This is a genomic window from Streptosporangium nanhuense (assembly GCF_059358815.1).
Genome location: NZ_JCADBG010000004.1, coordinates 395,113 through 415,780, shown reverse-complemented (window position 1 = coordinate 415,780; position 20,668 = coordinate 395,113). Strand labels below are relative to the sequence as shown.

18 protein-coding genes are annotated in these 20,668 nt (G+C 72.3%); 7 read left to right on the top strand and 11 right to left on the bottom strand.

From position 1 onward, the window contains the following. Nucleotides 1–10: 10 nt before the first annotated feature. Nucleotides 11–445, bottom strand: coding sequence for a MarR family winged helix-turn-helix transcriptional regulator (locus AC5L38_RS11620; protein ID WP_495242754.1), 435 nt, complete (start codon nt 443–445; stop codon nt 11–13). An 86-nt stretch (nt 446–531) separates the two neighbouring features. On the opposite strand from AC5L38_RS11620, the gene AC5L38_RS11615 reads away from it, so the two are divergent. The 5 genes from AC5L38_RS11615 to AC5L38_RS11595 all read left to right on the top strand — a co-directional run bounded on the left by AC5L38_RS11615 (nt 532) and on the right by AC5L38_RS11595 (nt 5,368). Beyond that, the gene (locus AC5L38_RS11615) at nt 532–2,049 is read left to right on the top strand and encodes an MFS transporter (protein WP_495242753.1); all 1,518 of its coding nucleotides are present in this window, start codon (nt 532–534) and stop codon (nt 2,047–2,049) included. A gap of 233 nt (nt 2,050–2,282) precedes the next feature. Beyond that, a complete protein-coding gene (locus tag AC5L38_RS11610) occupies nt 2,283–2,930 on the top strand; it encodes an AMIN-like domain-containing (lipo)protein (protein WP_495242752.1) in 648 nt (215 codons plus the stop codon). Nucleotides 2,931–3,043: 113 nt separating this feature from the next. Further along, nucleotides 3,044–3,400 carry a cupin domain-containing protein gene (locus AC5L38_RS11605; protein ID WP_495242751.1) on the top strand — a complete coding sequence of 119 codons (357 nt, stop codon included), beginning with the start codon at nt 3,044–3,046 and terminating at the stop codon, nt 3,398–3,400. A 162-nt stretch (nt 3,401–3,562) separates the two neighbouring features. Next, nucleotides 3,563–4,642: an adenosine deaminase gene (locus tag AC5L38_RS11600; RefSeq protein WP_495242750.1), complete on the top strand. Its 1,080-nt coding sequence runs from the start codon at nt 3,563–3,565 to the stop codon at nt 4,640–4,642. 33 nt (nt 4,643–4,675) lie between these two features. Further along, nucleotides 4,676–5,368 (top strand): hypothetical protein, encoded by a 693-nt coding sequence (locus tag AC5L38_RS11595; RefSeq protein WP_495242749.1) that lies wholly within the window; start codon nt 4,676–4,678, stop codon nt 5,366–5,368. Between the two features lie 148 nt (nt 5,369–5,516). Here the strand turns inward: AC5L38_RS11595 and AC5L38_RS11590 are convergent, their stop codons facing one another. The 4 genes from AC5L38_RS11590 to AC5L38_RS11575 form a co-directional block, all read right to left on the bottom strand. Continuing rightward, nucleotides 5,517–7,160, bottom strand: coding sequence for a phospho-sugar mutase (locus tag AC5L38_RS11590; protein ID WP_495242748.1), 1,644 nt, complete (start codon nt 7,158–7,160; stop codon nt 5,517–5,519). 148 nt (nt 7,161–7,308) lie between these two features. Beyond that, nucleotides 7,309–8,112: a purine-nucleoside phosphorylase gene (locus AC5L38_RS11585; RefSeq protein WP_495242747.1), complete on the bottom strand. Its 804-nt coding sequence runs from the start codon at nt 8,110–8,112 to the stop codon at nt 7,309–7,311. A 90-nt stretch (nt 8,113–8,202) separates the two neighbouring features. Beyond that, the gene (chrA, locus tag AC5L38_RS11580; protein WP_495242746.1) at nt 8,203–9,420 is read right to left on the bottom strand and encodes a chromate efflux transporter; all 1,218 of its coding nucleotides are present in this window, start codon (nt 9,418–9,420) and stop codon (nt 8,203–8,205) included. Nucleotides 9,421–9,541: 121 nt separating this feature from the next. After that, nucleotides 9,542–9,994, bottom strand: coding sequence for a gamma-glutamylcyclotransferase family protein (locus AC5L38_RS11575; protein WP_344750057.1), 453 nt, complete (start codon nt 9,992–9,994; stop codon nt 9,542–9,544). A 153-nt stretch (nt 9,995–10,147) separates the two neighbouring features. On the opposite strand from AC5L38_RS11575, the gene AC5L38_RS11570 reads away from it, so the two are divergent. Continuing rightward, complete coding sequence (locus AC5L38_RS11570) at nt 10,148–11,542, top strand: NAD(P)H-quinone dehydrogenase (protein WP_495242745.1); 1,395 nt, start codon at nt 10,148–10,150, stop codon at nt 11,540–11,542. Between the two features lie 25 nt (nt 11,543–11,567). On the opposite strand, the gene AC5L38_RS11565 is transcribed toward AC5L38_RS11570, so the two are convergent. From AC5L38_RS11565 to AC5L38_RS11555, 3 genes are all read right to left on the bottom strand, one after another. Next, nucleotides 11,568–11,729 (bottom strand): hypothetical protein, encoded by a 162-nt coding sequence (locus AC5L38_RS11565; protein ID WP_495242744.1) that lies wholly within the window; start codon nt 11,727–11,729, stop codon nt 11,568–11,570. Further along, the gene (locus tag AC5L38_RS11560) at nt 11,716–12,999 is read right to left on the bottom strand and encodes a M20 metallopeptidase family protein (RefSeq protein WP_495242743.1); all 1,284 of its coding nucleotides are present in this window, start codon (nt 12,997–12,999) and stop codon (nt 11,716–11,718) included. Before AC5L38_RS11560 ends, AC5L38_RS11565 begins: the two co-directional genes overlap by 14 nt. A gap of 81 nt (nt 13,000–13,080) precedes the next feature. Then, complete coding sequence (locus AC5L38_RS11555; RefSeq protein ID WP_495242742.1) at nt 13,081–13,872, bottom strand: alpha/beta fold hydrolase; 792 nt, start codon at nt 13,870–13,872, stop codon at nt 13,081–13,083. A gap of 164 nt (nt 13,873–14,036) precedes the next feature. Here AC5L38_RS11555 and AC5L38_RS11550 point away from each other — a divergent pair, with 164 nt between their 5' ends. Then, entirely contained in the window at nt 14,037–16,325 is a 2,289-nt protein-coding gene (locus AC5L38_RS11550) for an AAA family ATPase (protein ID WP_495242741.1), read from the top strand. Between the two features lie 43 nt (nt 16,326–16,368). On the opposite strand, the gene AC5L38_RS11545 is transcribed toward AC5L38_RS11550, so the two are convergent. The 3 genes from AC5L38_RS11545 to AC5L38_RS11535 all read right to left on the bottom strand — a co-directional run bounded on the left by AC5L38_RS11545 (nt 16,369) and on the right by AC5L38_RS11535 (nt 20,652). Next, nucleotides 16,369–17,568 (bottom strand): pentapeptide repeat-containing protein, encoded by a 1,200-nt coding sequence (locus AC5L38_RS11545; RefSeq protein ID WP_495242740.1) that lies wholly within the window; start codon nt 17,566–17,568, stop codon nt 16,369–16,371. 197 nt (nt 17,569–17,765) lie between these two features. After that, nucleotides 17,766–18,164: a VOC family protein gene (locus tag AC5L38_RS11540; RefSeq protein WP_495242739.1), complete on the bottom strand. Its 399-nt coding sequence runs from the start codon at nt 18,162–18,164 to the stop codon at nt 17,766–17,768. A 499-nt stretch (nt 18,165–18,663) separates the two neighbouring features. After that, nucleotides 18,664–20,652 carry a beta-galactosidase gene (locus AC5L38_RS11535; protein WP_495242738.1) on the bottom strand — a complete coding sequence of 663 codons (1,989 nt, stop codon included), beginning with the start codon at nt 20,650–20,652 and terminating at the stop codon, nt 18,664–18,666. Nucleotides 20,653–20,668: the final 16 nt, after the last annotated feature.

The window sequence follows — 20,668 nt, the reverse complement described above, 5'->3', positions numbered from 1 at the left end:
GCGGGTTCGTCTAGCGGGCCGGGACGCCTTCCCGGTCCGCGCTTCGATCCACACTCCGGCCCGCCTCGCGGGACGGTGAGCCGAAGATCTCGCCGATCACGGCGCGGTGGGTGGGCAGGGCGGTCGCGTGGCGCTCGCGGCCGTCGTCGGTGATGCCGACGAAGATGCCACGCCGGTCGTCCTCGCAGATGCGACGGGTCACCAGGCCCGCCTTCTCCAGGCGGGCGATCAGCCGTGAACAGGCGCTCTGGCTCAGGTGGACCGCGTCGGCGATCTCCTGGACCCGGTATTTGCCCTGGCCGCCCTCGACCATCCGCTCCAGGACCTCGAACTCGCTCATGCCGAGCCGGTGCCGTTCGGAGAGTTCGCGTTCCAGCGCGCAGGCTGTCGTGGCGTGCTTGGCGAGCACCTCACGCCACGCGCGGACCGGGTCCTCCTCGTTCATGCGCGGATCGTACCAGGCGTGAACAATAAATGCACATTCATTAAATGCTTTTGCATTAGATGCGTCTGCATGTATTGTCGGACGACATGACCCCTTCACCGGCCTCGACGGCTCCACCTGATCCGTCGGTCGCACCCGTTCCATCTGCCGCATCCGCCTCGACCGCCGCTCCGGCGTCGCCGCCCGATGAGCGATGGGGGGCCGGCCTGTGGGCCGCGCTCACCGTGCTCTGCGCCGTGGTCTTCCTCGACGCGCTCGACGTCTCGATGGTGGGGGTCGCCCTGCCGTCCATCCAGGCGGACCTGGGGCTGTCCACGTCCTCCCTGCAGTGGGTCGTGAGCGGCTACGTGCTCGGCTACGGCGGGCTGCTCCTCCTCGGCGGCCGGACCGCCGACCTGCTCGGGCGTCGCAGGGTCTTCCTGGTCGCCCTCGCGGTCTTCGCCGTGGCCTCGCTCCTCGGCGGCCTCGTCGACGACGGCACGCTGCTGATCGCGGCCCGCTTCGTCAAGGGCGTCAGCGCCGCCTTCACCGCGCCCGCCGCGCTCTCCATCATCACCACGACCTTCGCCGAGGGACCTGCCCGCAACAGGGCTCTCAGCGTCTTCACCGCCTCCGGGGCCAGTGGGTTCTCCCTGGGCCTGGTCATCTCCGGATTCCTGACCGAGCTCGGCTGGCGCTGGACGTTCCTGATGCCCGTCCCCGTCGCGATCATCGCGCTGGTCGCGGCCCTGAAGTTCCTCCCCAGGCAGCGGGAGGAGCGCGCCGAGGGCGGCCACGACCTCATCGGCGCCGTCACCATCACCGGCTCCATGCTGCTGCTCGTCTACGCCGTGGTGGAGGCGCCCGGCGCGGGCTGGGGATCGCCGCGCACGATCGCCTCGCTGCTGGGCGCCGCCCTGCTGCTGGCCGTCTTCGTCCTCACCGAGCAGCGGGTCAAGCACCCGCTGGTACGCCTCGGCATCCTGCGCTCCGGCCCGATCGTCCGCGCCAACCTGGGGCTCGTGATCCTGTTCGGCTCCTACGTCGGCTTCCAGTTCGTCGCCATGCAGTACTTCCAGAACTTCCTGCACTGGTCGGCCCTGGAGACCGCGCTGGCCTTCCTGCCCGCGGGACTCCTGGTGGCGGTGACCTCCACCAGGATGGGCAAGCTGGCGGACCGGTTCGGCACCGCCCGGCTGATCGTGATCGGCTCGGCCGCGCTGGCCGCCGGGTACGCGTTCTTCCTCCGGATCAACGGCGAGCCCAGCCTGGCCACGCTGATCATCCCCGGCATGGTCCTGCTGGGCATCGCGTTCGCCCTGTCCTTCCCCTCGCTGAACATCCAGGCGACCAACGGGGTGGCCGACGACGAGCAGGGCCTGGCCTCAGGCCTGCTCAACACCTCCGGACAGGTCGGCGGGGCGATCGTGCTGGCCGTCGTGACGGCCGTCCTCACCTCCGGTACGGGCGCCGACCCCATCGCCACCTTCCGTGCCGCGATCACGGTCTCGGGGATCCTCGCCGTGGTCGGCCTGCTGATCGCCCTCACCGGCCTTCGCGCCCGTCGCGCGGTCGTCGCGGCCGAAGGGAAGGGCGAGGGAGAGAAGGTGCTGGAGACCGTCTAGGCCGGTCCAGCGTCTCCGTCCCGCGCGGGGACGGGAGTCGCGCGGGTCGCGAGGGGGCCGCCGCCGGATGACCGGGGCTCGGCGGCGGCACCCTCGCGACCCGCGACCGCGCCGCCCGGGGGTGCTTGACTCCCCCCTCGACAAGGTGTCACGATCCGGCCAGGGCGCATGTGGACGGCCGGGGGGTGAACCTCCCCGGAGACCTGAGCATCTAACGGGGCAGGAGGCTCACCATGAACCGCACCCTCGTTTCCCTCGCGCTCGTTCCCCCGCTCCTGCTGGCGGCCGGCTGTGGCTCGGCCACGCAGACCGCGACCCCGTCCCCGGCGTCCCCGGCGTCCCCGGCGTCCCCGGCGGGCCCGGCGGGCCCGGTGACCACGGCCCCGGCCCCGGTGGATCCGGTGACCACACCGCCCCCCACGCCCTCCACCGTCGCGGCGGGGCTGCTCCCGCCGACGAGCACCAAGGCGGTCGAGGTCGAGCGCTCCATCGACACCCAGCCGACCGTCACCGGAGCCCGGTTCGGGAGGCACAAGGGGTTCGACCGGGTGGTGATCGACCTCAGGGGCGACCTGCCCGGCTACACCGCGCGGTGGGTGCCCAAGCTCGTCCAGGACGGCTCGGGAGATCCGGTCGACGTCAAGGGCGGGGCCTACCTGCAGCTGACGATCACCCCGGCCGTCGCGCACACCGAGGCGGGCAAGCCCACCTGGACGGGCGGCCCGATCTTCCAGACCAAGCTGGGCAACGTCCAGAACGTGGTCAAGATGGGCGACTTCGAGGGCGTGGTGAGCGTGGGCGTCGTCCTCGACCGCAAGGCGCCGTTCCGGGTGCTGGAGCAGAAGAACCCGTACCGGCTGGTCGTCGACGTCGCGCACTAGCCGCGTACCGGCGAGGTGCCGGGGCGGGTGTCGGGAGAACGTGCCGGACCACGTGTGGAAGGCGCCTCGGCGCTGAGGGACGCCGCACCTCGAAGCGGTGACAGACTGGTCCGATGGTACGCAAAATCGACAGCGCGACGCGGATTCCCGTTCCCGGGGGCAAGACGATCGACGAATACGTCGGTCTGGCCAACAGCGGTGACGCCGGGATCTCGATCGCGCACATGAAGGCCCCGGCGGGGTGGGACGAGCCCGCCCAGACACCGGAGTTCGCCGAGTACACGCTGGTGCTCAAGGGCACCGTCGTCGTCGAGCACGACGGCGGCACGACCGAGATCGGCGCGGGGCAGGTGTTCGTGTGCGAGCCGGGGGAGCGGATCCGCTACAGCTCCGGCCCCGACGGCGCCGAGTACGTCGCCGTCTGCCTGCCCGCCTTCTCCCCGGAGACCGTCAACCGCGACGGCGGGTGACGGGACGGCGAGTGACTCGTCACGCGCCGATCCCGGCGGCTTCGTCCCGGGATCGGCGCGACGTCCCCCGCGAGGGGACACCCGCGTGAACATCCCGAGGCCGGGCCATGGCGGCGCCTTCGTACGGGCGGCCGATCAGGCCCCTGACGGTAAGGTTGCCAGATGAGTCAGCTACCCACTTTCGAGCAGATCCGCCTGGCTCCGAAGGTGTTGCTCCACGACCACCTCGACGGTGGCCTGCGGCCGGAGACCATCATCGACCTGGCCCGCGAGTCGGGCTACGACAGGCTGCCCGCGACCGGGACGGAAAGCCTGCGCGCCTGGTTCAGGGAGGCCGCCGACTCCGGCTCGCTGGAACGTTACCTGGAGACCTTCGACCACACGGTCGGCGTCATGCAGACGCGCGAGGCGCTGGTCAGGGTCGCCGCCGAGTGCGCCGAGGACCTGGCGGACGACGGCGTCGTCTACGCCGAGGTCCGTTACGCGCCCGAGCAGCACACCTCCGCGGGCCTGAGCCTCGAAGAGGTCATCGAGGCCGTGCAGGAGGGCTTCGCCGCCGGTTCCGAGGGGCGGGGCATCCGGGTGGGCACGCTGCTCACCGCCATGCGCCACCAGGCCAGGTCCATGGAGATCGCCGAGCTCGCGGTCCGCTACCGCGACGCCGGGGTGGCCGGGTTCGACATCGCCGGCGCGGAGGCGGGATACCCTCCCACCCGCCACCTGGACGCCTTCGAGTACCTCCAGCGGGAGAACGCCCACTTCACCATCCACGCGGGCGAGGCGTTCGGCCTGCCGTCGATCTGGCAGGCGATCCAGTGGTGCGGCGCCGACCGGCTCGGCCACGGCGTCCGGATCATCGACGACATCTCCGTCCAGGGCGACGGGGAGCCCAAGCTGGGGCGCCTGGCGGCCTACGTCCGCGACAAGCGCATCCCGCTGGAGATGTGCCCGACGTCCAACCTGCAGACCGGCGCGGCGGCCTCCATCGCCGAGCACCCGATCGGCCTGCTGCGCCGCCTGAACTTCCGGGTCACGGTCAACACCGACAACCGGCTGATGAGCGGTACGTCCGTCTCCGAGGAGTTCGCCAAGCTGTCGGAGGCGTTCGGCTACGGCTGGGACGACATGCTGTGGTTCACCGTCAACGCCATGAAGTCCGCGTTCCTGCCGTTCGACGAGCGCCTGTCGCTCATCAACGGTGTCATCAAACCCGGTTTCGCCCGCCTCAAGTGGCAGGCGTGATCGGGCTCGTACGAGTGAAGTGAGCTTTTTCCGATGAAGCAGGTGTTCCGCTCCACCCTCGCGACGGTCGTCGGCTGGGTCTGGATGGCCTTCGCCGCGTTCAACGCGGTCGATCTGATCGTCCGTTACAGCGGGCAGACGTCGATGGTCGCCGCGGCGGTGCTGGGGGTGCTGACCGCCCTGGTCTTCGTCACCTGCCTGCGTCCGGCGGTCATCCTGTCCGAGGAGGGCGTCCACGTCCGCAACCCGCTGAGGAACGTCTTCGTGTCCTGGCTCGACGTGGACGAGGTCACGGTCTCCCACTCGATCACGATCACCTCCGGCGACGAGAGCGTCCGCTGCTGGGTCCCGCAGGCCTCGGCCCGCGAGCGGGCGGCGGCCGCGCGCAGGGGCAAGCCCGCGTCCGTGCCCGCGCGTGGCCGTTCCAGGACCGAGCCGGTCCGCTCGAAGGGCGAGCAGGCCGCCGCCGAGGCGCTGGCGGGCAGGACCCACGCCGACTGGGTGGCCGAGCAGATCACCGAACGCGCGGAAGCGGCCAGGCGCGCGGCCGCGCTGACCGCGACCGCGGCGGCCGGGGTGGAAGCCGAGGACGCCACCGCCGTCGAGACGGAGGCGGGGACCGGCCCCGCGGCCGAGGCCGGCGGGTTCAAGGTGACCTGGTCACCGAGTGCCCTGGGGGCCTTCGCGGCCGCGGTCCTGCTGGTGGTCGCCGCCTTCCTCGCCTGACCGCGCCGACGCCGGTGGCGGTCCCGGGCGAGCCGACGGCGCCTTCTCGCACCGGTTTCTCACACCGCCTTCTCGCACCGGCCCGGCCCGCACCGGCTTCTCGCACCGGCTGCCCGCATCGGCCCGGCTCGCACCGGCCTCGGTGGGGTCAGAGGCCGAGGGCCTCGGTGAGGTCGGCCTTCAGGGCGTCGAGATCCCGTACGGCCAGGGCGCGGGCGTCGGACACCTCGCCGGTCACCGGGACCACGACCTCCAGGTAGCACTTGAGCTTGGGCTCGGTGCCCGAGGGGCGGACGACAACCCGGGCGCCCCCGGCCAGGTGGTAGCGGAGGCCGTCGGTGGGCGGCAGCCCGCCCGCGCCGAGGCTCAGGTCGTCGGACGCCTCGACCTCGCGACCGCCGAGCCGCGCGGGCGGCGTGGCCCGCAGGCGGGCCATGGCTCCGGTGATCAGCGACAGGTCGGCCACCCGGAACGACAGCTGTGACGTGGCGTGCAGGCCGTGACGGCGTGCCAGGTCGTCCAGGAGGTCGAGCAGGCCGCGACCCTCCAGCTTGGCCCGCGCGGCGATCCCGGCCACGGTCAGCGCCGCGCCGATGCCGTCCTTGTCGTGCACGGGCAGCCCGAGGCCGGAGCCGACGCTGTATCCCAGCGCCTCCTCGTACCCGAACAGCAGGCCCTCGCCGGCCTTCATGATCCACTTGAAGCCGGTCAGGGTCTCGGCGTAGCGCACCCCGTGCTCGGCGGCGATCTTGCCGAGCAGGGACGAGGACACGATCGTGGTCGCCACCAGGCGGCCTTCGCCCGAGGTGTGCCGGATCACGTGCTCGCCCAGCAGGGCGCCCACCTCGTCGCCGGTCAGCATCCGGTAACCGCCGCCGGGCAGCGGCACGCCCACCGCGCAGCGGTCCGCGTCGGGGTCGTTGGCCAGGATCAGGTCGGCGCCGACCCGTCCGGCGAGCTCCAGCGCGAGGTCCATCGCGCCGGGCTCCTCCGGGTTGGGGAAGGCGACGGTGGGGAAGTCGGGGTCGGGCTCGGCCTGGGCCTCGACGGTCGCGGGCGCGTCGAACCCGGCGGCGGTGAAGGCCCTGGCCAGGGTGTCGCCGCCCACGCCGTGCAGCGGGGTGTACGCCACCCGCAGCTCGCGCGCGTCGCCGATCGGGAGCGCGGTCACCGCCTCCAGGTAGGCGGCCACGACGCCGTCGTCCAGCTCGTTCCAGGCGGGGTCGCCGGGGGAGCCGAGGGGCAGTTCGGAGACCGGCCCCGTCGCGTCGATGGCGGCGGAGATCTCCGCGTCCACCGGAGGCACGATCTGGGAGCCGTCGCCCCAGTAGACCTTGTAGCCGTTGTCGCGGGGCGGGTTGTGGCTGGCGGTGACGGTCACGCCCGCGTCGGCGCCGAGGTGGCGGACGGCGAAGGCCAGCACGGGGGTGGGCAGCGGCCCGGGGAGGACCGAGGCGCGCAGCCCGGCCCCGGTGAGCACGGCCGCGGTGTCGCGGGCGAAGGCGTCCGACTTGTGCCGGGCGTCGTAGCCGATCACGACGTGTTTGCCGGGACCGAGGACGCGGGCCAGCCCGGCCGCGGCGCGCATGACCGTCACCCGGTTCATCCGGTTGGGACCCGCTCCCAGCTCGCCCCGGAGCCCGGCGGTGCCGAACTCCAGCCTGGAGCCGAACCGCTCGCGCAACGCGTCGCCGTCGTCGCTCTCCAGCAGCTTCGCCAGCTCCGCGCGCGTGTCGGGGTCGGGGTCCTGGGCCAGCCAGGAACGGGCGAGCCCTGCGAGATCGCTGCTCATCGTCACCTCTCGGGGCCGGGGCCCGTCCGCTCGCCGGGCCCGCCGCCTGTTGATCCCTTTGATCTCTTCGGTCCCTGAAGTCAGGGTGGTTCTCGAAAGCCGGACGCCGCCCGCCGTCCCGCGGCTCGTGGTCCCGCCGCTCGCCGTCCTACAGCTTGCCGACGACCTTGGCCAGCAGGCCGCCCATGCGCGTGGCGGTGGCGCGGCCGACCTCCAGCACCTCCTCGTGGTTGAGCGGCTCGCCCACCAGCCCGGCGCCCGGGTTCGTGACCAGGGAGATGCCCAGCACCTCGGCGCCGCCCTCGCGGGCCGCGATGGCCTCCAGCACGGTGGACATGCCCACCATGTCGCCGCCGAGGACGCGGCACATGCGGACCTCGGCCGGGGTCTCGTACGTCGGGCCGCGGAAGGCCACGTAGACGCCCTCAGCCAGCGAGGGGTCGGCCTCGCGGGCCAGCTCGCGCAGGCGCGGGGTGTAGACGTCGGTGAGGTCGACGAAGGTGGCGCCGGTGATCGGGCTGGCACCGGTCAGGTTGATGTGGTCACTGATCAGCACCGCCTCGCCGACCTCCTGGGTCTCGGGGCGAAGGCCCCCGGCGGCGTTGGTCAGCACGACCGTGCCCGCCCCGGCCCTGATCGCGGTCCGTACGCCGTGCACGACCGGCTCCACGCCGCGGCCCTCGTAGAGGTGGGTGCGGCCGAGGAAGATCAGCACGTCTTTGCCCGACTCGGTCCGCACGGCGCGGATCCGGCCCGCGTGGCCCTGCACGGCGGGCGGCGCGAAGCCGGGCAGGTCGGTCACCGGGATCTCGGCGACCGTCTCGCCGATCGCGTCGGCGGCCGGGACCCAGCCGGACCCCATCACCAGTGCGACGTCGAAGGAATCCACGCCGACGGCGCTTCTCAGCGCGTCCGCGGCGTCGGTGGCGAGTGCATACGGGTCATTGGTCACGTCACCGAGCGTACCGGTCATCCGTCTTCGCACCGCGCCGTGTCTCCTGCTCAGCGGAGGGTACGGCCACCCGAGCCCTCGCCCGAGCCCTCAGCCGAGCCGGGTGACGATCACCGAGGCCAGGCCGACCGCCGCTCCCGCCGCGATCAGCCACGCCGAGTTCAGCCTCGTCCTCCACAGCGCCAGCAGCGTTCCGGCCGTCAGCGCCCAGGTGAGCGGATCGACCAGGGAGATGCGGCCGAGCTGGAGCGCGACTCCGGCCATCAGCGCCAGCGCGGTGGCGTTCACCCCGTCGAGCAGCGCGCTCGACCACGCCCTCGACCTGATCCGGTCGGTGATCCTGGTGAGCAGCCCGACCAGCAGGAAGCTCGGCAGGAAGATCGCTACCGTGGCGAGGACGGCCCCCGGAACTCCGGCGACCAGGTAGCCGACGAAGGTGGCCGTGGTGAACACCGGGCCCGGGGTGAACTGGCCGATCGAGACGGCGTCGGCGAGCTGGGCGGGGGTGAGCCAGCCGAGCCGCTCGACGAAGTCGCCCTCCAGGAAGGCCAGCAGGACGTAGCCGCTCCCGTACAGGACGGCTCCGATCTTGAGCATGGTGAGGAAGAGGCGCAGCAGCTGGTCGGGGTCCTGGCCACCGGCCAGGGCCAGCGGCGCCGCCAGCAGCGCCCGTGAGGACCGCGAGCCGTCCCCGGTGTCCCCGGGCGGTTCCCCTCCGGGCCCGCGCGGGCGGGAACGCCGGGCGGAGGCCGTCCGCACCGCCACGGTCAGCAGGCCCCCGGCGGCGAGCAGGAGCAGCTCGTTCACGCCGAGCAGGTAGGCCGTCAGGACGGCCCCGGCCAGGATCCACAGGTACGTGCTCCCCAGCGCGGTACGGACCAGGGAGAACAGGGCCCACGCGATGATCGCGATGACGACCGGCCTGATGCCGTACAGGATCCCGGTGACCTCGGGGGTGCGGCCGTAGCGGACGTACAGGGCCGCCAGCGCGCCGACCATGAGCGCGGCGGGCAGGATGAAGCAGACCCCGGCCGACACCAGGCCGCGCCACCGGGCGCGCTCGTGGCCGAGGTGGATGGCCAGCTCCGTGGAGGAGGGGCCGGGGATGAGGTTGGTCGCGCCGACCAGGTCGAGGAAGCGCTGCTCGGTCAGCCAGCCGCGCCGCCGTACCACCTCGTCGTGCATCATCGCGACGTGCGCCGCGGGACCGCCGAAGGCGGTGACGCCCAGCCGCAGGAAAAGCCAGGTCACTTCGCGCAGGGATGACCCGCGCCCGGTCTCCCCGCCGTCAATGGGTGTGTCCCTCACCCGGGAATCATGACATTTTTCCAGGTGAAGGCGGGATGGCGTGTGGGTTAACACCAAGCCCCGCGCATGCTCACGCGGGGTCGGCGACCAGTGGTGCCCGGCTCCCCGGGGAAGGCCGTCCTCAGCTCCCCAGGGAGGTGCAGGGGCGGCCGCGCAGCTCCCTGACGTAGTCGTCGGGGGCGCCCGCGCGCTCGGCGGCCTCGGCCAGGATGCCGAGGTAGCGGGCCGAGGGCAGCCCGCCCTCGTAGCCGTCGAGCACGTAGAACCAGGCCACGACCTCGCCCTCCATGGTCTGCACCCGGAGCTTGACCTTGTGGTAGAGGCCGCGGGCCGCGCCCTCCCACTGGTCGAGGGAGCTCTCGTCCCACTCGGGCACGTCGTAGAGGACGACGAAAACCTGGTCGGCGGCGTCCTCGACGATGGAGGCGAGGGCGCCCTCCCAGCCGAGGTCGTTCCCGCCGAAGGTCAGGCGCCAGCCCTGGAGCCAGCCCGTCCCCCTGATCGGGGAGTGAGGGGCCCGCTGGGCCATCTGCTTCGGGTCCATGTTGCTGCCGTAAGCGGCGTAGACAGGCACGGAGACAAACACTAATCCAAGATCGGCTAGACGCTCACTCAGCTTCGAAGCCACGCCGATGTCTCGCGGAATCCCGCTGGTTTTGTGGGGGTTTAGTGGTTTAGGAGGGATGCCGAGCGATGTCCGGTCCCACCATGCGGGAGAATGGGCTATGTGACGAGGATAGTGATCATCGGTGGCGGTCCCGGCGGATACGAGGCGGCGCTGGTCGCCGCCCAACTGGGAGCGCAGGTCACCGTGGTCGAACAGGACGGCCCCGGCGGGGCCTGCGTCCTCACCGACTGCGTACCGTCCAAGACGCTGATCGCCACCTCGGTGCGCAAGCAGGCGCTCCTCGACGCCAGCATGCTGGGGGTCCACTACACCGGCGGCCCCGACGGCGACGTCGGCGGCGTCATCGCCGACATGCCGCTGGTGAACAGGCGCGTCAAGGACCTCGCCCGCGCGCAGTCCGCCGACATCGCCGCCCGGCTGGCGGCGGAGGGCGTCGAGGTGATCAAGGCCCCGGGGCGGCTGGTCGACCCGCAGGTGGTCAGGGCCGGTGACCGGACGATCCGCGCGGACGTCGTCATCGTGGCGACCGGCGCGACCCCGCGCATCCTGACCGGCGCCGAGCCCGACGGCGAGCGCATCCTCACCTGGCGCCAGCTGTACGACCTGGAGGAGCTGCCCGAGCACCTCATCGTGGTCGGCTCCGGCGTCACGGGCGCGGAGTTCGCGGGCGCCTACCGCTCGCTGGGCTCGGAGGTCACGCTGGTCTCCTCCCGCGACCGCATGATGCCCAACGAGGACGCCGACGCCGCCGAGGTCCTCGAAGAGGTCTACCGGCGCCGCGGCATGAACGTGATGGGCCGCTCCCGCGCCGAGTCCGTCAAGCGCACCGCGGACGGCGTGGTCGTCACCCTGGAGGACGGCCGGACCGCCGAGGGCAGCCACTGCCTCATGACGGTCGGCATGGTCCCCAACACCGCGGGGATCGGCCTGGAGGAGGCCGGGGTCACCCTCGACAGGGGCGGGTTCATCCAGGTCGACAAGGTCTCCCGCACCTCCGCGCCCGGCGTCTACGCGGCCGGGGACTGCACCGGGGTCCTGATGCTCGCCTCGGTCGCCGCGATGCAGGGCCGGATCGCCGTCTGGCACGCCCTCGGCGAGGCCGTGCACCCGCTCCGCCTGGCCACCGTCGCCTCCGCCATCTTCACCGACCCCGAGATCGCCGCCGTGGGCATCGCCGAGCGGGCGATCGAGAACGGCGAGATCGAGGCCAACATCGTCAAGCTGCCGCTGGCCACCAACGCCCGCGCCAAGATGCAGGGCTTCAACGACGGCTTCGTGAAGCTGTTCTGCCGCCCGAACACCGGCATCATCCTGGGCGGCGTCGTGGTCGCCCCCCGCGCGTCGGAGCTGATCCTGGCGGTCTCGGTCGCCGTCCAGCAGCGGCTGACGGTCGACCAGATCGCCCACACCTTCGCGGTCTACCCCTCCCTGTCCGGCTCCGTCACCGAGGCCGCCCGCCGCCTCATGCAGCCGATGACCCCCAGCGGCATCTGATCCGCTCGTCCGGGTGATCTCGGCGTCAGGGACGGATGCGCAGGACGCGGACGAGCCCGTCGCCGCCGTACTCGAAGTGGAACCGCAGGGTCACCGGGCTGCCGGAGATGTCCGCGGTGACCAGGGTGGCGCCGTCGCCGGTGAGGCCGCCGCGGCAGGAGCGGCGCCGGCCGCTACGCGACCTCACCCGGCACGGATCCACGCGGTGCGGCGGGCGCCCGCCGCACCGCGTGCCGGCGCAGTGCCCGGATCGCCAGTTCCGCGTGAACCAGCGCGCCGTCGGAGAGCACCCCGTCGTCGAACACCGCTCGCGGGCTGTGGTTGCTCGGCGCCGTGGCCGGATCGTCCGCGGCGCTCGCGCCCAGGATGAGATAGCAGCCGGGCACCTCGCCGAGCACCTCGGAGAAGTCCTCCGCGGCGCTCACCGGGGACGCCATCGGGACGAACCGTTCCGCGCCGAGCACCTCGGAGACCACCGTACGGGCGAACTCGTACTGCTCCTCGTCGTTCACCGTCACCGGGTAGCCCTCGACGTAGTCGACCTCGGCGGTCAGCCCGTACGCCTCGGCGATGTGCAGGCACAACCGGGTGACCTCGCCGGGCAGCCGCGTCTGGTTCGCCGGCGAGAAGGTGCGTACCGTGGCGTCGATCGTGGCCGTGTCGGGAATGGTGTTGGACGTGGTCCCGGCATGGATGGAGCCGACCGTGACGACCACCGGGTCGAAGATGTCGAAGCGCCGGGTGACCAGGGTCTGCAACGAGGTCACGATCTCCGCCGCCACCGTGACCGGGTCGCGGCTCAGGTGCGGCATGGAGGCGTGCCCGCCGACTCCGCGCACGGTCACCCTGAGCCCCGCCGTCGACGCCATCAACGGGCCGGGCCTGCTGCGGAACTGGCCGGCGGGGGTCCCGTACGAGCGCACGTGCATGCCGTACGCCGAGGAGACCCGTGGTCCCGCCGCGTCCAGCACCCCTTCCTCGATCATGCGGGCGGCGCCGTTCCAGCCCTCCTCGCCCGGCTGGAACATGAACACCACGTCGCCGGCCAGCGCGTCGCGGTGCGCGCCGAGCAGCCGGGCCGCGCCGACCAGCATCGCCGTGTGCAGGTCGTGCCCGCAGGCGTGCATGGCGCCGTCCGCCTGGCTCGCGTGGTCCAGCCCGGTCAGCTCGGTGATCGGCAGGGCGTCCATGTCGGCGCGCAGCAGCACCGCGGGGGCGGGTTCGCCGCCGGGATCCGCCTCGCCCGGTCGCCCGCCGCGCAGCACCGCGGTCACCGAGCTCAGCGACCGGCCCAGGGTGATCTCCAACCCCAGCCCCGACAGCTCGTCCAGCACCGCCAGCTGGGTGCGCGGCAGGTGGAGGCCGAGCTCCGGGTACCGATGGAGGTCACGCCGCAGCCGTACCAGGTCGTCCTGCAGGGCTGCGGCGTCGTCGCGCAGCCGGTCCGGTAGCGTCATCGAAAATTCCGATCGTCAGGCCGGCCGGGCGGGCCCGGCCGGCGGGGATGTGGTGGGGAAGGACGTCTTGGAGCGGCCGGCTCAGCCGGCCAGCATCCCGGCCATCTCGCGCGGGTGCACCAGGTGCGGGAAGTGGCCGCTGCCGGGCAGCACGGTGACGGTGACGTCCGGCAGGGCGGACCTCAGCCATCCCTCGTACGCCGGATCCGGCGAATGGCCGGTCACGTAGCGGTACGGCACCCCGTTGGACCGGATCACGCCCAGCGCGTGGGTCTGGCGGCGGCCGAGCTCCTCGGCGGAGGTGACCAGGATCTCGTCCCAGTAGCCGAGGAGCAGGTCCTGCCGCGGATCGGTGGCCGTGGAGACCAGGTCCCGCGCAGCCGGCGGCAACCGGTCGACCTGCATGTTGCCGAGCATCCGGTCCCAGACCTCACCCCAGGACGGGCTGCGCAGCACCGGTTCGGCCTGCCGCAGGACATCGCCGAACCTGCCCACGAGCAACGGCTGGTCGACGTTGACCACGCCACGGGTCGCGTGGGCCGCGGCGTACCTGGTCACCAGCACGCCCCCGAGGGAGTGCCCCACGACGATCGGCGCGGTGAGTCCGGCCTCGGTCACCGCCGCGTGGAGGGCGGCCACGACCTTGTCGAGGTCGTAGCCGTCCCATCGCGCCGACTCCCCGTGCCCGGGCAGGTCGAGTGTGAGCACCCGCCGGCCCGGATCGACGGCCGCCAGTTCGTCCAGCAGCGGTCCCCACTGGCGGCGGTCGTACGTGAGACCGTGCAGGAAGACCAGCGGCGGGCGGTCGTCGTCCGTGCCCCGGATCTCACCGGCCAGGTCACCGAAATACCGGATGTCACGTATGTCCTTCATGTCGCCCTCTTTTCGCAAAGGAACCTCACCCAGAGGGCGTAACCGAGGAGTGCACGATTTGTACGTGACGCAGGCCACAGCCATCCGGGACCGGTCAGGCGCACCGGAGGGCAGAGCCTCAGAACCATTGAGGGGCGGTCGCGGCAAGCCGTTACGCTGCACAGATGGCCTTGATTGGACGCCAAAGGGAGCTCGCCGCATTGGTACGGCTGCTCGACCGGGCCTCGGCAGGGGACAGCGGCCATCTTGTCGTCACCGGTCCGCCCGGCTCGGGCAAGTCAGCGCTGATCGACGCCGCCGCGGACCTGGCCCGCGAACGGAAGATCCCGGTTTTCCGTGAGACCGCGCCCACCGCGTCCTGGCTTCGGTCGCCGGATCGCCTCGCCCAGGCGGCTCACGGCCCGCGCCTGCTGCTCATCGACGACGTCGACCACGCCGACACGTTCGCCGTCGATCTACCAGCCTTGCTGGCTCGGCTCGTGTCCGGCGCGACGATCCTGGTCGCGACCGCCGCGGAACCCACCGGACTGAAGCCTGAGCTGCGGTTGCGTGGCCTGACGGAACCGCAGCTCGCCGAGCTGAGCCCGGGCCTGTCCGCCGACGCGGTCCACGCGGTGTGGCTGGCCTCGGGCGGGCTGCCCGGAGCCGCACTCGGCCTCGCCGATGAGCTGGCCCGGCTCGACGTCACCCGCGACCCGGTCCTCCACCTGGCGCTGACCGCGCCGTCGCGGACGGAGTTCCTCGATCTCGACTCCGGTCTCATCCGTCTGCTGGAGGCCGCGGCCGAACGCACGTCGGCCCCTGGCTCCCGGGCCCGCGTGCTGGCCAGGCTCGCGCGTGAACTGCTGGGCGACCCGTCGGCCGGACGGCGCCGGCGTACGCTGATCGACGAGGCGGTGACGCTGGCCCGGGAGGCCGGCGCTCCCGGCGCGATCGCCGAGGTCCTCGACTCCGGGCTGCACGCGCTGTGGGATCCCGCGGCCGCCCACGAACGGCTGGCCACCGCGTCGGAGATCGTGACGCAGGCCCGGCGGGCCGGGGACGCCGAGGCCGAGCGGCGCGGACTGTTCTGGCGTTTCGTCGCCCTGGCGGAACTGGGGGAACTGGAGGCGGCCGAGTCCGCGCTGACGGCCTACGCGCGTGCCAGCTCACTGGCCGGCGACTCCGAGGCGGCGGTGGTGGTGCTGGCGCGTCAGGCGATGCTGGCGACGATCCGGGGACGGTTCGACACGGCGGTCACGCTCGCCGCCGAGGTGGGCGTACTGGGCGGGCGTGCGGGGCTCGCGGACGCGGAACGCCTGGTCGGGACGCTGCGCGCCGCCCTGGCCATGACGCGCGGCGAGTACGGCTCGCTCGTGGCCCCCTGGCACGACCTTGCCCGACGGCTGCCCGGTCACTTCTTCGAGGCCGCCGCCGCCCGGGCACTGGCCGAGTCCGGGCGGGGCGACGAGGCGAGTCTTGAGCTCGAACGACTGCTGCCGGCCGTTCTCGCCGGATCCGGGCCGCGCTGGCTCGGGGTGTGCGCCGACCTGGCGATCGTGGCGGCGCTGGCCGGGGAACCGGCGGCGGCCCAGGCCCTGTACGACGCGCTCGCCCCCTACCACAGGCGTCTGGTCGTTTCGGGCGGCGCCAACATGATCAGCGGCCCGGTCGACGACTACCTGGGCCGGCTCGCCATGCGACTCGGCCGGCTCGACCTCGCGATAACCCACCTGGACGTCGCGGTGACGCTGGAGCGACGGCTCGGAGCGCTGCCCTGGCTCGCCGGCACGCTGGCCGCCCGTGCACGGGCGCTGGCCGCCCGCGACGGTGCGGGCGATCCGCTCCGGGCGGAGGAAGACCTGGACCAGGCCCGCTCGATCGCGCAGCGCCTCGGCATGGGAGCGTTCCTGGACACCCTGACCCCACCGGCGAACGAGTGGTCTCTGCGCCGCGACGGCGAGGGCTGGCGACTGGACGCCGGCACCGAGGCGGCCCGGTTGCGTGACGGACGCGGCATGGAGTACCTGCGGATCCTGCTGGCCGCGCCCAGGCGAGAGATCGCCGCGCTGGACCTCGTCGCGGGAGGAGCCGGCCTCACCGTCCCCCACGGGGCCCCGATTCTCGACGCCGTCGCCCGCGAGGCCTACCGGCGCCGGCTGGAGGCGCTCGCCGGGGAACTCGACGCGGCCGACCGGGCCGGCGACGCCGAACGGGCAAGGGCGGTCCAGGAGGAGCGGACCGCCCTGCTGACCGAGCTGCGCAAGGCCACCGGGCTGGGCGGGCGGGACCGCGGCCAGTCCGGCGAGGCCGAGCGGGCCCGGGTCAACGCGACCCGGGCGTTGTGGGCGGCGGTCAAACGAGTGGAGGCGGCGGCGCCCCTGGCCGGGGCCCACCTGCGGGCCTCACTGCGCACCGGCCATCTCTTCCGGTACCAGCCCGCGCCGGGCGGCCCCACTCGCTGGGCGCTGTGACCACACCACATACGAATCGCGCACCCCGAGGTCCGTACAGGCTCTAGTGCACGCGGGAGCGGAGGCGGTCCAGGGCGGCTCCGCCGTCCCGGACGGCGCGGGCCACGAAGTGCAGTTCCTCCGGGCGGCGGGCGACCAGCAGGGCCTGCTTGGCCGCCTCGTAGGCGTCAAGGGCGAGACGCCAGTCGCGGTCGGCGGTCATGCCGCCGCGCCCGCTCACCTGGAACTCGTAGTCGAGCTGGTCGATCCCCTCGCCCAGCCGGGTGATGTCCTCCTCGGCGCCGCGCCGCATCAGGACGAACTGTGCGTTGCGCCGGGTCCGCCGCTGGGCGCTGACGCCCCAGGCCACCACGGTCAGCGCCAGGCCCACCGCGCTGAGCACGACCATGACCAGTCCCACGGACGGGCCGCCGCTCTCCGCGTCGGACTTCTCACCCGGGGCCTCTCTCTCCTCGGTCTTGAAGATGTCGAGGTCGGGCAGCGAGGTCGGCACCGCGACGGTGATGCCCGTGGGCTTGCCCTTGGAACCGGTGAGGTCGACGTCGTCGGCCTGGACGAAGGACGCGCCCTCGACCAGCGCGCCGGTGAAGTCGGCGCCGTCCAGCTCGGCCTGGGTGAACTCTGCCTCGCTCACGTCGGCGTCCTTGAACGTCGCGTTGCGCAGGTTCGCCTGGCTCATCTTGGCCTCGCGGAGCTTGGCCCGGGTGAAGTCGGCCTTGCGCGCCTTGAGCTGGCCGGGGGTGCTCTCCTCCAGGTCGGCGTCGATCAGCTTGGCGTTGGTGAAGTCGACCTGGGTCAGCTCGGCCCTGGTCAGGGTCGCCCCGGTCAGGTCCGCGTGCGGGAACTCCGCCTGCCCCGCCTCGGCGTCGATCAGGACCGCGCCCCGCAGGTCGGCGTGGTCGGCGTGCATCTGTCCCAGGTCGGCCTCGGTGAGGTCGGCACTGCGCAGGTCGGCGTACTTCAGCGTGGCCTGGGTGAGGTTGGCCTGCTTGAGCGAGGCACCGCGCAGGATCGCTCCGGTGAGGTCCTTCTGGAGCAGCTCCACGCCGTCCAGCTTGGCCTTGGTCAGGTCGGCGCAGCGCAGGTTCGCGGGGAGCTGGGCACCCCGCGTGAAGTCCTTGCCGCGCAGGTTGACGCCCTGACCGGGCCTGCACGGCCCGCTCTCGGCCTGGGCGGGAGAGACCACTGTCCCCGACAGCGCGAAGATCGCGGCGATGAGAGCCAGGGGGATGGAACGACGCACGGGAGCCTCCTTCAAAGCAGCCCCGATCGTGTCAGCGGCCCATTGCATCACGCTAGATACTCGCTTGCACCTTTTCTGCTACGTACTCGCGGGCATACCTTCCGCCGGGATCCGCTTTCCATCGGGATCCGCTTTCGCCGCGCGATGGGCGCCGTCCGTGTTGGTGCCCACATTGCCGTTCGCGTTGCCGTTCGCGTTCAGGCTGGGCCGAGCAGGTCCCATCGGTTGCCGGCGATGTCCAGGAAGACGGCGATCCGCCCGTACGGCTCGGCGCGCGGCGCGGTCACGAACTCGACCCCGGCCGCCACCATCCGCGCGTGCGCGGCGTCGAAGTCGTCCACCCGCAGGAAGAACCCCACCCGCCCGGCGAACTGCTCCCCGACGACGGCGGTCTGGCGCTCGCCGTCCGCACGGGCGAGGAGGAGGCCGGTCTCACCTCTCGGCGGCCGGACGACGACCCACCGCTTCGGGCGGCCGTCGTTCGTCGACGACAGGGAGTCCTCGACCAGCTCGAAGCCCAGGGCCTCGGTGAAGAACTCGATGGCCCTGTCGTAGTCCTCCACGACGACCGCCACCAGCTCGATCCACATCTTCATGATCGCAAATCTTATGGATTTCGACACGCGAACCGGGACGCGTACATCGCGGTCAATAAGGCGATGCTGGGCTCGGTTGATGAGCTTGTAGTGGTGTGAAACGGCGGAAGCTCGGCCACGCGGTGCGGGTGACCGTGAGCTGGCCGGGAGGGGGTTGCCGGAGGGCGAAAAGCCTCTCTCTGTGTCAAGCTCAAGTGCTGGACGATGCCGGGCGTGATAGAGGCCGTGGCCTATCGTTCCTCATAGCCCCTCAATGATCTAGGAACCCCCGGTATGCGTGCGACACGCCACCTGTTCCGAACCGAATTTCGCCATAAATCAGACATTTCCTCTGTCTGTCGGGACGTTTCTCCCTCGAAAAAGACTAAAATCCCAGCTCAAGAACCCAGCACCGTCCCTCCGGGGTCGGTGAGGATCGCAACCCGCTGGAGTTCGCCGTCACCTCCCGTACGCCCTCTGGCCAGCACTGTCCCTCCAGGGACGGTGGGGATCGCGACACTCAAGGCTTCGGGTCGTCGTGTACTCGTACGGAGAAACCGCCCGGCGGCAGGTGCAGGCCCGCCGCCTCCTGCGCCTCGTCGGTGTGGTTGACGGCGAAGAGCCAGTCGCCGCGCCGGACGAGTTCCACGGGGGACGGGGTCAGGCCCAGCAGGCGGGCGTAGGCGTCGTCGGAGAGGCGGGTGGAGACGTAGAGGGCGGTGCCGGAGCCGTAGGGGTGGCGGGTGACGGCGGGTTGTCCGGCGAGGGGGGTGCCGGAGGTGTGCGGGCCGGTGTAGACGGCGAGGGGCTCTGCGCCTTCGAGGTGGAGGTGTTCGCTCCAGAACGTTCCGCTCTCCGGATGGTCGTCGCCGGGAGCGGACAGGGTGAGGGTGACGTCGGGTGGGAGGGGGTGGAACTCCTCTACCCTGACGCCGAGGAGGTCGCGGAGAGCGCCGGGGTGGCCGCCGAGGCGGACGCGGGCGTGTTCGTCGGCGACGCCGCTGAGGTAGGAGACCACGAGGGTGCCGCCGCCGGAGACGTAGCGGCGCAGGTTGGCGGCGTCGGCGTCCGAGATGAGGTACAGGGCGGGGACGAGCACGAGCGGGTACGACGACAGGTCGGCCGAGGGGGGGACGAGGTCGGCGGTGACGCCGTGCCGGTAGAGCACCCGGTGGGCCTGGCGTACGGTCTCGGCGTAGTTCAGCTCGGCGGAGGGCAGGCCGGGGGACTGGAGCGCCCAGCCCGCCTCGGCGTCCCAGAGGATCGCGGCCCCGGCCTCGACGGGGGCCGCGCAGGCGTCCGTGAGGGAGGGCAGGAGCGCGCCCAGCTCGCAGATCTCGCGGAAGATCCGCGAGTCGGGTCCGGCGTGCGGGACCATGCCGCCGTGCCAGAGCTCGGCGCCGCCCCGGGAGGCCCGCCACTGGAAGAACATGGCCCCTCGCGAGCCCCGCGCGATGTGCGACAGGCTCAGCCTGGTGATCTCACCGGGGCGTTTGGCGAGCATCCGGGGGCCGGTGTAGGTGACCACCGCCTGCTCCATCAGCAGCCAGGGCTTCCCGGCGGCCGAGCCGTGCGCCGGGTCGGTTGAACCGTGCGCAGGGTCGGTGGCCGGGGCCTGCTCCGGGTTCGAGGCCCAGCCTCGGGCGAGGTCGGCGGCGAAGGCGGTCTCCGCGGGCGGGTCGGACGACGGGTAGTGGTCGATCGCGACGAGGTCGACCTCGGCCGCCCAGCGGCGGTGGTTCACCGGCACCCAGTCGCCGAGGACGAAGTTCGTGGTGACCGGGACGTCCGGGGTGAGCTCGCGCAGCACGGCCCTCTGCTCGCGGAAGTGGTCGAGCATCGCGTCGGAGACGAACCGGCGGAAGTCGAGAACCTGGGAGGGGTTGGGCAGGTACTGGGTGGCGCGGGGCGGGGTGACCTGCTCCCAGGCGGAGTAGTGCTGGCTCCAGAACGAGGTGGTCCACGCGTCGTTCAGCGCGTCCAGCGTGCCGTGCCGCGCGCGCAGCCAGGTCCTGAAGGCCGAGGCGGCGTGCTCGCAGTGGCAGGCGGTGCCGTACTCGTTGTGGACGTGCCACATGGCGAGCGCGGGGTGGTCGCGGTAGCGCTCGGCAAGGGTGCCGGCGACGCGGACGGAGGCGGCGCGGTAGGCGGGGGCGTGCACGCAGTAGGTGTCGCGGCTGCCGTGGGTGAGCCGGGTGCCGCCGGGGGTGACGGTGAGGGCGTCGGGGTGGGCCAGGCCGAACCAGGGCGGCGGGGAGGCGGTCGGGGTGGCGAGGTTCACCCCGATCCCGCCGTCGTGCAGCAGGTCGAGGACGCGGTCGAGCCACCCGAAGTCGTGGACGCCCGGTGACGGCTCCAGCCGGGCCCAGGAGAACACCCCGAGGCTGACCAGGTTGACGCCGGCCCGCCGCATCAGCGCGACGTCCTCCTTCCAGACCTCCTCCGGCCACTGCTCGGGGTTGTAGTCCCCGCCGTAACACAGCCCGCCGAACCGCCCAGGCCAGTCCACGGCCACTCCCTTATTT